The sequence below is a fragment of the Mycobacterium sp. 1423905.2 genome, assembly GCF_001673155.1.
Taxonomy (GTDB): Bacteria; Actinomycetota; Actinomycetes; order Mycobacteriales; family Mycobacteriaceae; genus Mycobacterium.
This window is the reverse complement of the sequence record NZ_LZLE01000183.1, coordinates 1-13,479: the sequence shown is the minus strand read 5'-3', so window position 1 is coordinate 13,479 and position 13,479 is coordinate 1. Positions and strand designations below refer to the sequence as shown.

12 protein-coding genes are annotated in these 13,479 nt (G+C 66.6%); all 12 read left to right on the top strand.

Going from position 1 to position 13,479, the window contains the following annotated elements:
* Positions 1–144 precede the first annotated feature (144 nt).
* Positions 145–942, top strand: a complete 798-nt coding sequence (locus tag A9W95_RS11015; protein WP_067412075.1) for a glucose-1-phosphate cytidylyltransferase — start codon at positions 145–147, stop codon at positions 940–942.
* On the top strand, positions 939–1,610 hold the full coding sequence (locus A9W95_RS11010; RefSeq protein WP_067412073.1) for a PIG-L deacetylase family protein: 672 nt from the start codon (positions 939–941) through the stop codon (positions 1,608–1,610). Before A9W95_RS11015 ends, A9W95_RS11010 begins: the two co-directional genes overlap by 4 nt.
* Entirely contained in the window at positions 1,607–2,167 is a 561-nt protein-coding gene (rfbC, locus tag A9W95_RS11005; RefSeq protein ID WP_067412050.1) for a dTDP-4-dehydrorhamnose 3,5-epimerase, read from the top strand. The genes A9W95_RS11010 and rfbC overlap by 4 nt, the downstream gene beginning before the upstream one ends.
* A gap of 35 nt (positions 2,168–2,202) precedes the next feature.
* Positions 2,203–3,045 (top strand): WecB/TagA/CpsF family glycosyltransferase, encoded by an 843-nt coding sequence (locus A9W95_RS11000; protein ID WP_067412047.1) that lies wholly within the window; start codon positions 2,203–2,205, stop codon positions 3,043–3,045.
* A 53-nt stretch (positions 3,046–3,098) separates the two neighbouring features.
* Complete coding sequence (locus tag A9W95_RS10995) at positions 3,099–4,571, top strand: sugar transferase (protein WP_253851631.1); 1,473 nt, start codon at positions 3,099–3,101, stop codon at positions 4,569–4,571.
* Complete coding sequence (locus A9W95_RS10990; protein WP_067412039.1) at positions 4,571–6,043, top strand: flippase; 1,473 nt, start codon at positions 4,571–4,573, stop codon at positions 6,041–6,043. The genes A9W95_RS10995 and A9W95_RS10990 overlap by 1 nt, the downstream gene beginning before the upstream one ends.
* Positions 6,040–8,052, top strand: a complete 2,013-nt coding sequence (locus A9W95_RS10985) for a glycosyltransferase (RefSeq protein WP_067412038.1) — start codon at positions 6,040–6,042, stop codon at positions 8,050–8,052. Before A9W95_RS10990 ends, A9W95_RS10985 begins: the two co-directional genes overlap by 4 nt.
* A 31-nt stretch (positions 8,053–8,083) precedes the next feature.
* Complete coding sequence (locus A9W95_RS10980; protein ID WP_067412036.1) at positions 8,084–9,337, top strand: class I SAM-dependent methyltransferase; 1,254 nt, start codon at positions 8,084–8,086, stop codon at positions 9,335–9,337.
* A gap of 4 nt (positions 9,338–9,341) precedes the next feature.
* Positions 9,342–10,433: a methyltransferase domain-containing protein gene (locus A9W95_RS10975; protein WP_067412033.1), complete on the top strand. Its 1,092-nt coding sequence runs from the start codon at positions 9,342–9,344 to the stop codon at positions 10,431–10,433.
* Entirely contained in the window at positions 10,430–11,506 is a 1,077-nt protein-coding gene (locus A9W95_RS10970; RefSeq protein WP_067412032.1) for a glycosyltransferase family 4 protein, read from the top strand. Before A9W95_RS10975 ends, A9W95_RS10970 begins: the two co-directional genes overlap by 4 nt.
* Before the next feature lie 3 nt (positions 11,507–11,509).
* On the top strand, positions 11,510–12,394 hold the full coding sequence (locus tag A9W95_RS10965; protein ID WP_067412031.1) for an FkbM family methyltransferase: 885 nt from the start codon (positions 11,510–11,512) through the stop codon (positions 12,392–12,394).
* Positions 12,395–12,419: 25 nt separating this feature from the next.
* A partial coding sequence (locus A9W95_RS10960) for a YveK family protein (RefSeq protein ID WP_067412030.1) occupies positions 12,420–13,479 on the top strand: 1,060 nt, incomplete at its 3' end.

Here is a 13,479-nt window from a genome sequence, read left to right as displayed (position 1 = left end):
CCGCCATATGTCGCCACAGACTCGTAGTAACAGCATAGGCACTAAATCATTCTCAAAGTACGGAATAAGGCGCAGTAAGGGGGACATGGTCATGGACGGGTCATACGCAACCGCTTCAGCCCGGGCTTCGAGGGGTGTCCGGTCATGAAGGTCGTACTCTTCTGCGGCGGCTACGGCATGCGCATGCGCAGCGCCGATGGCGACCTGGTGCCCAAACCGCTGCAAATGGTCGGGCCCCGGCCGCTGCTGTGGCACGTCATGCGCTACTACGCCCACTACGGGCACACGGAGTTCATCCTGTGCCTGGGCTATGGCCAGGCGATGATCAAGGACTTCTTCCTCAACTACCGGGAGACGGAGTCCAACAACTTCGTCATGCGCGGTGGTCATGTCGAGTTGCTCGACTCGGACATGTCGGACTGGACCATCACTTTTGTCGACACCGGGTTGGAATCACCGATCGGGGAACGGCTACGCCGGGTGCGCCGGCATCTGGGAGACGACCCGTATTTTCTGGCCAACTACGCCGATGTGCTGACCGACGCCCCGCTGGACACCATGATCGAGCGGTTCCACGCCCACGGTGCTGCGGCATCGATGCTCGTCGTGCCGCCGCAGTCGTCCTTCCACTGTGTCGATGTCAGCACGGGCGGTGACATCAAGGAGATCGCGCCCATCGCCAAGTTTCCGATTTGGGTGAACGGCGGCTATTTCGTCCTCAGTCAAGAGGTCATCGATCTGATTCCCGAAGACGGCGACCTGGTCGGTGATGCCTGCATGACGCTGGCCGGGACAGGAAGGCTCCTCGGATACGAACACGAGGGCTTCTGGAAGCCGGCCGACACCTTCAAGGAACGGGCCGAACTCGACGCCGATTACAACCGCGGGATCCGACCCTGGGCGGTCTGGGAGACGGCGCAATCGACGGGGCGCTCAGCATGATGGAGTTCGCGTCCAGCGTCGGATCCGTCGCGGCCATCGGCGCGCACTGTGACGACATCCTTATTGGTGCCGGCGCCATGTTGATGGAGATGACGCGCCGCAACCCGGACCTCGTCGTGCACGCCTTGGTCCTGACCGGGGCCGGCAGTGAGCGGGAACCGGAGGAAAAGAACGCGTTCGCCACGTTCCTGCCTCGCACCGACGTGCGCCTCACCGTCGCCGATCTGCCCGACGGGCGGCTGCCTCAGCACTGGGGAGCGGTCAAACAACGCATTGCCGCGTTCCGCCGCGAGTGCGAACCCGGGCTGGTGATCGGACCGCAGCGCGCCGACTACCACCAGGATCACCGCCTGATCGCCGAACTGATCCCCACCGAATTCCGCGCCCACCTGGTCCTGGGCTACGAGATTCTCAAGTGGGAGTCCGACCTGCCGAAAACTTCGGTGTACGTGCCGGTACCCAAGGAAGCGGCACAGCGAAAAGCCAGACTGCTGGCGCAGTGCTACCCGTCTCAGGCGGGACGGGACTGGTTCGACGAGGAATCCTTCCTCGGCCTGATGCGGGTGCGCGGCGTGCAAAGCCGAGCCCACTACGCCGAGGCGTTCGTATTGGAAAAAGCAGTGCTCAACCCGTTCTCTCCGCGGGGCCACCGGAGAGGAACGGTATGAAGTACACCCCCACAAACATCGCCGGCGTGACGATCATCGACATCGAGCCGCATCGTGACCACCGCGGCTTCTTCTCCCGCATCTTCTGCGCCGACGAGTTCGCCGAGCGCGGGCTGATCTCCGATGTCTCCCAGACCAGCATCTGCCTCAACCACACCCGGGGGACCGTGCGTGGGCTACACCGGCAACTTCCGCCCCACGGGGAGGCCAAGCTGGTGCGTTGCATCCGCGGCGCGATCGCCGACGTCGCGGTCGACGTCCGACCGGAGTCACCTACCTACGGCAAGCACGTCATGGTCGAACTCAGCGCGGAGAACCACCGCGCCTTGTTCATTCCTCCCTACATCGCACACGGATTCCAGACTCTGACCGACAACAGCGAAGTCCTGTACCAGATCAGCGGTCCCTACGTCCCGGACAGCGAGCAGAACTTCCGTTGGAACGAGCCGGAATTCGGTATCGCGTGGCCCTTGCCGGTCACGGTCATCTCCGAGAAGGACGCCAGCTGGCCGCTGTTGGATGCTGGCCTGGCCCCGGTCGAGAGCACGCAACCATGAGCCGCCCGCGCGAGAAGCGCAGGAGGTAAGTCGACATGGCCCAGCACACGCTACCCAGCAGCGCGGTACGCATGGTCGTCAGCGGGAGCATCGTCGAACGCTGCGAAACCGACGAAGTGCTGTCGATCATCAAATCCCGCCTGGCATATCAGTCCTCGCACGGCTTAGCCGTCGGTTCGGTGAACCTGGACCACCTACACCATTTCCGCTCGGTGGGCGCCGCGCCGAACGGTCAGCTGGAATGGCTGTTGTTGGCCGACGGCATGCCGATCGCCTGGCGCGGCCAACTGTTGACCGCCCAGCCCTGGCCCCGGGTGACCGGAGCCGACCTACTGCCCGCGGTGCTGGAGCTGGCCGAGCAGCACGGTCACCGGGTCGGTTTCCTGGGCGGCAGCGCTGAGACCCATTCGTTGCTGAAACAGCAGCTGCCGCACCGGTTTCCCGCGCTTTGCGTCTCCGGAATGTGGGCACCCAGTGCCGCCGACCTCGACTTGCGCGCCGAGACTTTGGTCTCGTCGATTCGCGCCGCCGACACCGACATCCTGATCGTCAGCCTGGGCAAGCCGCGCCAGGAACAGTGGGTCGACCAGTACGGGTACGCCACCGGCGCACAGGTCTTCCTCCCCTGTGGCGGCGCCATCGACTTCCTGGCGGGCACCACTCGCCGCGCCCCTCGCTGGATGCAGCGGGCCGGACTGGAATGGCTCTACCGGCTCACCCGCGAGCCGCGGCGCCTGGCCCGCCGCTACCTGGTGCAGGGGCCGATTGCGCTGCTGCGCGCCGCGCGCGCTCAACTCATCTGCTATCCGGGTGTCTACTACGCCGGCACCATCCGCGGCCACGTCGACACCGGCGCTGTGGCAGGGCGGCCGGCATGACGACCACACTTCGAGCCGAAGACGGTTCACCACACGGCCCGCAGAGCGGACCGATGATCCTCACCCCGCATCCGCCGGGGACATCTCAACTGGACGCCAATTCCCGCTGGCAGCAGCGGTATTCGCGTCAGTTGGTGCTCACCGACTCGGTGATCGTCTGCGTCGCGGTGACGCTGGCGCAATACGTCCGATTCGGCGACGAACCCACCACGTCGGGATACCCCGGCCCGGTGATGACCCTGTTCTCGTGTCTGTTTGCGCTGCTGTGGCTGTCATCCATCGCGATGTTCCACACCCGCTCGACGCGCATCATCGGCACCGGCATCGACGAATATCGGCGCATCGCCAGCGCCTCCTTCTCGACGTTCGGCGTCATCGCAATGGTCACGCTGCTGGCCAAGATCGATTTGGCCCGTGGCTATCTGGCGGTGGCCCTGCCGGTGGGCACCTGTGCACTGCTGGCCAGTCGCCATCTGTGGCGCAGGCAGGTCTGGCGGATGCGCGCCAAGGGTCAGTACCAGACCATGGTGTTGGCCATCGGTGACCGGCGCGGAGTGTCTCACCTCGCCCAAGAACTGATCCGCAACCCGAAAGACGGCTACGTCGTCGTGGCAGTCTGCATCCCCGGATACGGTCCGCCGCGCGGCGAGACACTGACCGTTGCCGGACAAAACATTCCGATTCTGGGCGACGAAAGCGCCGCGGTCGCCGCCATCGCGGGCTGCGGTGCGGACACGGTGGCGGTGACCCGCACCGAGCACTTCGGTGTGCAGGACATCCGGGAGCTGATGTGGCAGCTCGAGACGATGAACGTCGATCTCGTGGTGTCCCCCGGCGTGATGGACGTCGCCGGCGCCCGGCTGACCGTGCGACCTATCGCGGGATTTCCGCTGCTGCATGTCGAGAAGCCGCAATACGAAGGGACGCAACGTTTCCAGAAACGCGCGTTCGACTTCTGTTTCGCGCTGGCCGCGCTCATCGTGACCGCGCCGCTGCTGCTCGCCGCCGCGGTGTGGATCAAGCTGACCAGCAAAGGTCCCGTGTTCTACCGAGCCGAACGCATCGGCCTGGACGGCGAGCCATTCACCATGCTCAAGTTCCGCACCATGGTGGTCGGGGCCGACCAGCAGGTCGAACGCCTGCTGCCGCTCAACCAGGGCGCCGGCGGCATGCTGTTCAAGATCCACCAGGACCCCCGGGTGACGCCCGTCGGGAGGATACTTCGCCGGTTCAGCATCGACGAATTACCGCAATTCATCAACGTTTTGAAGCGGGATATGAGCGTCGTCGGGCCTCGGCCGCCGCTGCGGCGCGAAGTCGAGAACTACGACGGCGAAGTCAAGCGGCGGCTGTTGGTGAAGCCCGGCATCACGGGCTTGTGGCAAGTCAGCGGGCGATCGGACCTGTCCTGGGAGGACTCGGTGCGCCTTGACCTGTCCTACGTCGACAACTGGTCCATGGCCGGTGATCTGGTGATCATCGCCCGGACCCTCAAGGCCGTCCTGGCCAGCGACGGGGCGTATTGATGACCGAGATCACCGCGTCGACGCCCACCGCCGCCCAGCCGGCCACGGTGCAGCATTCCCGCATCGCGCAGGGGTTTTCGGTACAGCTGGGATGCCGGGCGCTGGGCATGCTGGCTTCGGTGTTCGCGGTGGCAATGACCGCTCGTTACCTGGGTCCGGGCCGTTACGGCCAGCTGTCCATCGCGGCCGCCTTCATCGGGATGTGGGCGAGCTGCACCGACCTCGGGCTGAGCTCGGTCATCGTGCGCCGGGTGAGTTCGGGGACCGGGCAGCTCGAGCGGCTGGTTCGGGTCAACAGCGGACTGTCCCTGATGTATTGCGTTCCGCTGGCGACCGCGGCCGTCGTCTCCGGCCTGCTGGTGTATCGGGACGCCGACATCCGGGTGATGCTGGTGGTGCTGTCCGGTCAACTGCTCATGCTGACCATGGCGACGCGGTTCGAGCCGGTGTTCTTGTCCACCGTGCGATTCACCGCGATGGCCATCTCCGACGTCGCCGGCCGGCTGGGATCGCTGGCGATGATCAGCTGGCTGGTGGCGACCCGAGCCGACGTCATCTGGTTCGCGGTCGCACAACTCATTCCCCCGGCGTTGCAGCTGCTGATCCAAGGCGTTGCCGCCGGGCGACAGATCTCCCTGCGACCGGTGTTCGCCCCGCGCGAAGCCTTCGACTTGGTGCGGGAAAGCCTCCCGCTGGCCGGCGCAGCGGTGGTCGGGATTCTGTACTGGCGGGCCGACGAAGTGATCTTGTCGTTGCTGAGCACCCATGCCGAGGTCGGTGTGTACGGCTTGGCCTACACGATCGCGTTCAATACCGAGGCGCTGTCGGTCTTCTTCCTCCGGTCGACCCTGTCCACGGCGACCGCCCTGTACTCCCGCGATGCCGAGGCTTTCGTCGCCTTCCTGCGCCGCTGCGTTGAGCTGATGTTCTTCCTCGCCCTGCCGATCGCCGCTGTCGGCGTCGTGCTGGCCGGACCACTGATCGGGCTGTTCGGCGACCAAGACTTCGTCGGCCGGGGTACCCCGACGCTGGGCCTGCTCTTCGGTGCCGCCGCATTGCGATTCGTCACCGCCACACTCGGTCAGGGTCTGTTCGCCTGCCACCAGCAGCGCTACTTCTTCAAGGTGTTCGTCGTCACGCTAGCGGTCAACATCGCGTTGAATGTGCTGTTGGACAACCGGTTCGGCGCGGTCGGGGCCGGTATGACGTTGGTGGGTACGGAGCTTCTCGGCTTGATGTTCGCCACCTGGCGGTTACGGACGCAATGCGACTACCGGACGCCGGTGACATACCTGGCGCGCACGCTGCTCCCCACGACGGTCAGCGTCGCGGTGGCACTGCTGCTGTGCCGGCAGCACGTGATCGTCGCGCTCGGTGCCGCCGCAGCGGCGTACCTGGCCACCAATCTGGCAGCGGGCCCAGTCAAGTGGGCGACGTTGACCTCCCTCTTCCGGAAGCAGGTGACGGCATGACAACCGAAATGGACCGGGCGTATCTGAAGCGGCCCAGCGGTGCGGTCCCGCTGCGGTCAGACCGTCCGCTGTCCGCGCTCATCGTCACCTATAAGAGCCATGACCTGGTGGAGAAATGTCTGGCCAGCCTGGCCGAGCATGCGCCCGAATTGCCGGTCTACGTCTATGAAAACAGCGGCGACGAGTATCCCGGTCGCGAAGAGCTGGCCGCGCGGTACCCCTATGTGCGCTGGGTGTTGGGGCCGGTCAATCTCGGCTTCGGCGCGGCATTCAACGCCCTGGTGGAGCACACGCCCGCCGACACCGACTTGCTGCTGATGAACGCCGACGCCCGGCTGCAGGGGCCGTTGACCCGCACCAGGGAGTTGCTGCGCCAACCGGATGTGGCCGCCGTGTCGCCGCTGGTCCGTGACGACGGTGCGCCCGGTCCGCAACGGTGGGACATCGCCACCCGCCGCCGGACATTGACCAGGGCGCTGGTGGCCGCCGCCGGTTACTCCGATGCCCTGCGCGGTACCCCGGTCTCGCACCTGTATGCCAAGCAGCCCGCCGAAACGCAGGCCATCGACGGCTATCTGGCCGGCATCTGTCTGGCCATCAATCGGGCGGCCTGGAATCAGATCGGCGGCTTCGATGAGGAGTTCTTCCTCTACGGCGAAGAAACCGACTGGCAAGAGCGAGCCAGCGCCGCCGGCTGGCGGGTGCTGTTGGCCGACGAACTCGAAGTGGAGCACGGCAATCCGGCGGCCGCCGCAACGACACCCGAGCCGGGCTCCACGCACGGCGCCGAGGTCTCCTCCCCCGAACGCCGCCGCAATCGCGACTTGTTGCGCGCCAACATCGCGCTGCTGCTGGAACGCCAACACAGCGTGCACCACGCCGACGCGTATCTGGCCGGCACCACACTGTTAGAGCGGGTGCAACGATCCAAGCGGGACGCCCGCAAGCGCGCCATCGCCGCGCGCCGCACCGGCAAGCCGTCCATCGTGATCACCACCAACCGCCTGGTCTACGGTGGCGCCGAGCGGCAAAAGGCGCTGCTGGCAACGGAACTGGAGCGCCGCGGCTACCCCGTCACCATCGTGTGCATGCAACGGTTCGGCCCGTTGATCAAAGAGATCCCGCACCCGGTTCGGGTGGTGCGCCAACCGTGGTGGGCGCCTGCCCTGGATCTGCCCGCCGGTCCCGCGGTGTTGATCAGCGGTGACACCAACACCGAGACCGGTTTCGCCTCCTTGTGGCGGGCCGGTGCCCGGGAGCGGCGCTGGTTGGTCGCTCCGCACGTTCCTCCGGAAGCGAACCGACCCATCTATTCGCGCCCCCTGACGGCCGCGATGCGCCGCGCCGACGGATTCATCGTGCTGGCGCAACGGCATTGGGAGATGCTGACCGCACAGCATCGGCTTGACGGACGGACCTTCGTTGCGCCCAACGGTGTCGCCGTCGACGGTGACACCGGCCCGCGGCCCAGGACTCCGGACAAGACGCCGCATCTGGTGATGCTGTCCCGAATCGTCGAGCACAAGAATCCACACCTGCTGATCGACGCATTGAGCGGCCTGGCCGACCTACCGTGGCGGCTTTCGATCTTCGGTGACGGACCGGACCGGGAGCGACTGGCGGCCCGCACCCCGGCCGAATTGCGCGACCGCGTGCGCTGGTGTGGCTGGTCGGCCGGCCCCGCACCGGCGCTGGCCGACGCGGACCTGCTGTGCGTACCCAGCCGCTCCGAAGCCTTTCCGCTGGTGATCCTGGAAGCGATGGCGCGAGCGATTCCCGTTGCCGCATCGGCCATTTGCGCGGTTCCGGAAATGCTGGACTTCGGGAGGGCCGGTTATCTGGTCGACCCGGTATCGGTGTCCGGCTGGCGGTCTCGACTGGCCGAAATCCTGGCCGAGCCGTCGGAGTTGCCCACTGTCGGGCACCGCGGGTTCGAGCGGCTGCGCGCGCATTACACGGTGGAGGCAATGACCGACGCCTACGTCGACGCAATTGAGGCAGTGTCGTGAAATCTTTCCCACACAACGAATCGAGTGTCAGATGAAGTGCCGCTTGTGCGACTCGGAGCGCATGCTCAGCGTCTTGGATCTGGGTGCCACCCCGCCGTGCGAGAAGATCCTGTCCGCAGATGAGCTGGACCTACCCGAACCAACGTTCCCGCTGCACCTGCGGTTGTGCCAGGACTGCCTGTTGCTGCAGATACCGGCACTGATCACGCCCGAGGACACGTTCACCGAATACGCCTACTACTCGTCATATTCCGATACCTGGGTGCAGCACGCGCAAACCTTCGTCGATGAAGCCGCCGCACGCCTTCGGCTGGGCCCGGACTCGTTCGTGGTGGAAGTCGCCAGCAACGACGGTTATCTGCTTCAGCATGCGGTCACCAAAGGCATCCCGTGCCTCGGCATCGAGCCGTCGCTGAACGTCGGCGCGGCTGCCCGGCAACGGGGCGTGCCGACCGTGTCGGAGTTCCTCGATCGTGATCTGGCCCGCCGCATCCGCAGCGAACACCGCCCGGCCAACCTGGTGGTCGCCAACAACGTCTACGCACACATCCCCGACTTGCGGGGCTTCACCTGGTCCTTGCGCGAGCTGCTGGCCGACGACGGCTGGCTGAGCATCGAAGTGCACCACGCGTTGAACCTGGTGTGCCTCGGCCAGTTCGACACCATCTACCACGAGCACTTCCAGTACTACACCCTGTTTTCCGCGACCTATGCGCTGGCCCAGGCGGGCTTGGCGGTCGTTGACGTCGAGTTGTTGCCGACTCATGGTGGCTCGCTGCGCATTTGGGCCCGTCCCGTGCAGTCCGCACAAGCCCCCACCGAGCGGGTGGCCAAAGTGCTCGCCATCGAGGAAGCCGCCGGCCTGCACCGACCGGACGGTTATCTGCAATTGCGCAGCCGCACCGAGACGACCCGCCAGGACCTGTTGCGGTTCCTCCTCCAGTGCCGCGCCGACGGCAAGCGTGTGGTCGGTTACGGCGCGCCGGGCAAGGGCAACACGCTGCTCAACTACTGCGGCATCCGCACCGACCTGCTCGAGTACACGGTGGACCGTAATCCCTACAAGCACGGACATTTCACGCCAGGCACGAGGATCCCGATCCATGACCCGGAACTCATCGCCAAGGACCGCCCCGACGTGATCCTGGTACTGCCCTGGAACCTGGAACGAGAACTCACCGATCAGCTCAGCTATGTCACCGAGTGGGGCGCCCAGCTGGTCTTCCCGCTGCCGACCCTGCACATGGTGACCGACGCGCGGCCGCGCAGTGTGGTGCTCAGGTGATCACATGAGTACCTGCCGAGGATGTGACAGCACCGATCTGCACCGGGTGCTCGATCTGGGCACGCTGCCAGCGGCCGACCACTTTCCGTTGCGGACCGAACCGGTCAGCGCGGACGAGTCGGCCCACGCGCTCGCGATGGATCTGTGCGGCTGCTGCGGGCTGGCCCAACTCGCCGATGACGACACGGTCACCGCCGAACCACGCGGCATCGAACCACAGGCGTTGCGGGATCAGGCCGCCGACGCCGTCCAGCGCGTGGCGGCGGCGGGCTGGTTGAGCGGGAACACGGTGCACGAGTTCGGTAGCCCGCACGGCGGAACCTGGCTGCCGTTGCTGGCCGACCGCGGCTTCACCGAAGCCGAAGTGGCCGACGTGGTGCTCGACTCGTTCGGCGTCATGCACGATGCGGACCAACGCAACGGCCTGCAGCTGCGGGCGAAAGTCACCGCGCCCGACGGAGTGTTGTTGATTCAGTTCCCGTCACTGATGACGATGGTCAGTCAGGGTCAGTGGACCGCGTTGCGGCACGGACACTTTGCCTACTATTCGCTGACCGCGCTGAGGGCACTGCTGGACATGGTCGGCATGAGCGTAGCCACGGCGTGGGAGTTCGATCTGTATGGCGGCACCTTTCTGGTGGCCGCGGTGCACGGCAGCGTCGAACCCGACGAGCAAGCGACGGACTTTCTCAAACGCGAAGTGGACTTCGGGGTGACCGACCCCGCCGTGCTGTCGCGCTTGCAGCGGTCGGTGGAGACTCATGTCAACGACCTGCGGGACTGGCTTGGCAGACAAGCGGGTAACGGGCATCGGGTGTACGGGTACGGCGCGGGGTCACGCGTGCCGGCGCTGTTCAATATCGCGAAAGTGGACCAGAGCATGGTCGCCGCCGTCGCCGATGCGTCACCGGCCAAGCAGGGCCGCCGGATCCCCGGCACCGATGTCGGGATCATCTCGCCCGAAGAATTGCTGGCCGCCGATCCCGACCGCGTCCTGCTGACCTTGCCCGACCTCTACGACGAGGTGTCACGGCGTTACCCGCAGCTGGACGGGCGCTGGTGGGTGGACACCGGATCGAGCGGGGCGCGACTATGAATCCGGTTCGTATTCTGTGGCTTTCGCCGTGGCTGCGGCCGCTGGCGCGGGTGCAGGCCGAGGCGTTGCGCGCCCGAGGCGCCGACGTGCTGCTGGTGACGTCCGATCAACACCCCGAGTCGGGACCCGCGCGGTCCTACGAGCTGGTGCTCGATCCGCGGTTCCGGACCGCCGCGACCTGGACGCCCAGCTTCGCCGCGTGGCGGCGCGTGCGGACCTACCGGCCGGATGTGGTGCTCACCGAACTGGTCCGCGATCCGCGGTGGATCGCGTTGGCCGGCAACGCGCCCCGGATTCAGCTGATCCACGACGACTGCCCGCATGACGACGCCGAGCGACGACCCGCCTACGAGCATGCCGTGTTCGACCGCTGGGGTGCGCGCTCGCGGGCCACCGTGACCTACAGCCAGTACGTCGCCGAAGCCGTGGCCACCCGACGTGACGTGGCCGCAACGCCGGTGCATGTGGTGCCACTGACCAGCGATCTCGATCCGAATCTGGTTGCGGCGCCGCTCACCTCGCACCACCGTCGAGACTTCGTGATGATCGGCCGGCTCAATCCGTACAAAAACCTCGACGTCGTTTTGCAGGCGTGGCAACACCATGTCGCCGGCAGCGGCTGGCGCGGTGACAACTTGCTACTCATCGGCGACGGGTCGCTGAACAACCGCGAGCTGCCCAAACATGTGCAGTGGCGCAGCGGCAGGTACCGTTACGCCGACGTCGTCGACACCATCGCCGCGGCCAAGGGATCTATCGCCCATTACCGGCGCGCATCGCAAAGCGGCGTGCAGGTGCTGTCCATGCAACTGGGCGTGATGCCGATCGTGTCCACGACGGGCGGATTGCCCGAATACCAGCCACCGGATTGCCCGCCAGTCGATGTCGACGACATCACCGGGCTGAGCCGAGCGTTCGACGCGCTCGCCGATCCGGTCACCGCCGCCCGGCACGGCAGCGTCGCCGCGCGGCATTACGCACAGTACTGCACCGTCGACCGCGCCGCCGAGCGACTGCTGGACGTGATCGACCAAACACTGGCATCTCGGCCCCTCACCCGGAAAGTCATCTGAGCAATGTCGACCAAAGAGCGCCTACTGCACAGCGATGCGGCCAACTGGGCCGCGAAGTTCGTCACGGTGCGAAACGTCGGACGGTATTTCGGCCGCCCTGCGATGGCCGCGGCCACCGAACTGCTGTGGCGACGCCGACGCCCGCACGACCTCGCCCTCGCCGTGGCCGACCACTTCACGACCGACGGCGCGACCGTCGTCGACGTCGGGGCGAGTTGGGGCTTGTTCACCTATCATCTGGCCCACCGCGTCGGGAAGGCCGGACGGGTCTACAGTTTCGAGCCGCACCCGGACAACGCGCCGATGCTGCGCCGGCTCGCCGCGTCCCGCGCCGGCGTGCACTTCCGGCAGGTGGCGGTCTCGGACACGGCCGGATCCGCCGAACTGATTGTGCCGCAACATCACAACCGGCAGGTGACCGCGCAGTCCAGTCTCGCGCACGGGTTCGACGGCCAAGGGGTGGGCGTGCGCCGGCTGCACGTTCCCACCGTGCGACTCGACGACGAAATAGGCGCCGACACCGACGTCGACTTCGTCAAGATCGACGTGGAGGGCCACGAATTGTCGGTGCTGCGCGGCGGGTCGTCGCTACTGCGGCGGTGCCGGCCAACGATTCTCATCGAAATCGAGCAGCGCCACCTCGAAGTGCCCATTCACGACGTCTTCGACGCGATCCAGGACCTCGGCTACCACCTCTTCTCCATCACCGGCTCCGCGCTGCGGCCGATAGCGCAATTCGACGTGGAGCGCGACCAGATGTCCATGGTGACCTCGGGCCAATTCCATCCGTTCGCCATGCCGCCGGACTACGTGCATGACTTCTGCGCGGTCCGAACGCCCGACTTGGTTCGCGGCCTCGGCGCCGCACCGCCACCAGAGAGCGCTTGACCAGCGCTGAGAGAGGTACATTCCGATGGATTTCCGCACCTTTGTCCGGACGCTGACCCACCACTGGAAGCTCTTCGTCGGTGCGCTGCTGGCCTGTCTGGCCGGGGCGGCGGCGCTTACCGCGTTCCAGACCAAAAGCTACGAATCGTCGGCCACCGTGCTGATTTCCTTCTCCGGGGAAACCGACCTGGCACAGGTGTACCAGGGCACCCAGGCCGCGCAGGAACGGTTGTCGTCGTATGCCGCAATCGCCGGTGGGCACGCCGTCGCCGAACGCGCCGTCGCTCAATACCATCTGCCGGTCAGCCCGGACGCCTTGGCGAACCAGACCAGGGTGCAGTTCACGCCGAAGTCGACCCTGTTCACCATCACCGTCACCGACACCGACCCGAATCGCGCAGCGACGCTGGCCAAGGCGGTCGCCGACGAGTTCACCGTCATGGTCGGTACGCTCGGCGCCGCCCCCAAACCTGCGGTCGCGCCCGCAACGCCCACCCCTGCACCGACTTCCCCAGTCCCGGCGACCGACGGCGGCGACCAGCCCAGCCCGCAACCGCTCGGCGGTGACGGCACCACGGCACCCGCCGAGCCGTCCCAGACCATGACGCCGGTGCCCGCCACCGCGGTGCCCGTGGCGCGGGCGACGGTCGTGGAGCAACCAGGTGTGTCCGACCACCCGGTCAAGCCCGTGCCGGTGCGCAACATGGCGATGGGCCTGGTCGCTGGCCTCCTGCTGGGCACGGGTGTGGCGTTGACCCGCGAGGCGGCCGACCGGACCGTGCGCGACCGGGCGAAACTGGAGCGGCTGTCCGGCCTGCCGACGCTGGCCGAGCTGCCCGGAAAGCGCGGCAACGCCCCGCGATTCGGCACCGACATCTCCTTCGACGACGCGGTGCGCGGACTGCGGGCACGGCTGTTGCGCGCGATGGGTCCCGGCGGCGGCCGAGTGTTGTTGACGGCACCGTTCGGCGGTGAGGGAACCACGACGACCGCGCTGAACCTGTCCCGGGCGTTCGCCGAACTCGGCGAGGACGTGCTGCTCGTCGAGGGCGACACCCGACGACCGGTGGTCGCCGGGCTGCTCA

Excerpts from the sequence above, each read along its gene's own strand:
- A9W95_RS11015 (WP_067412075.1), top strand. The coding sequence starts at position 145 with ATGAAGGTCGTACTCTTCTGCGGCGGCTACGGCATGCGCATGCGCAGC.
- A9W95_RS11010 (WP_067412073.1), top strand. The coding sequence starts at position 939 with ATGATGGAGTTCGCGTCCAGCGTCGGATCCGTCGCGGCCATCGGCGCG.
- rfbC (WP_067412050.1), top strand. The coding sequence starts at position 1,607 with ATGAAGTACACCCCCACAAACATCGCCGGCGTGACGATCATCGACATC.
- A9W95_RS11000 (WP_067412047.1), top strand. The coding sequence starts at position 2,203 with ATGGCCCAGCACACGCTACCCAGCAGCGCGGTACGCATGGTCGTCAGC.
- A9W95_RS10995 (WP_253851631.1), top strand. The coding sequence starts at position 3,099 with ATGATCCTCACCCCGCATCCGCCGGGGACATCTCAACTGGACGCCAAT.
- A9W95_RS10990 (WP_067412039.1), top strand. The coding sequence starts at position 4,571 with ATGACCGAGATCACCGCGTCGACGCCCACCGCCGCCCAGCCGGCCACG.
- A9W95_RS10985 (WP_067412038.1), top strand. The coding sequence starts at position 6,040 with ATGACAACCGAAATGGACCGGGCGTATCTGAAGCGGCCCAGCGGTGCG.
- A9W95_RS10980 (WP_067412036.1), top strand. The coding sequence starts at position 8,084 with ATGAAGTGCCGCTTGTGCGACTCGGAGCGCATGCTCAGCGTCTTGGAT.
- A9W95_RS10975 (WP_067412033.1), top strand. The coding sequence starts at position 9,342 with ATGAGTACCTGCCGAGGATGTGACAGCACCGATCTGCACCGGGTGCTC.
- A9W95_RS10970 (WP_067412032.1), top strand. The coding sequence starts at position 10,430 with ATGAATCCGGTTCGTATTCTGTGGCTTTCGCCGTGGCTGCGGCCGCTG.
- A9W95_RS10965 (WP_067412031.1), top strand. The coding sequence starts at position 11,510 with ATGTCGACCAAAGAGCGCCTACTGCACAGCGATGCGGCCAACTGGGCC.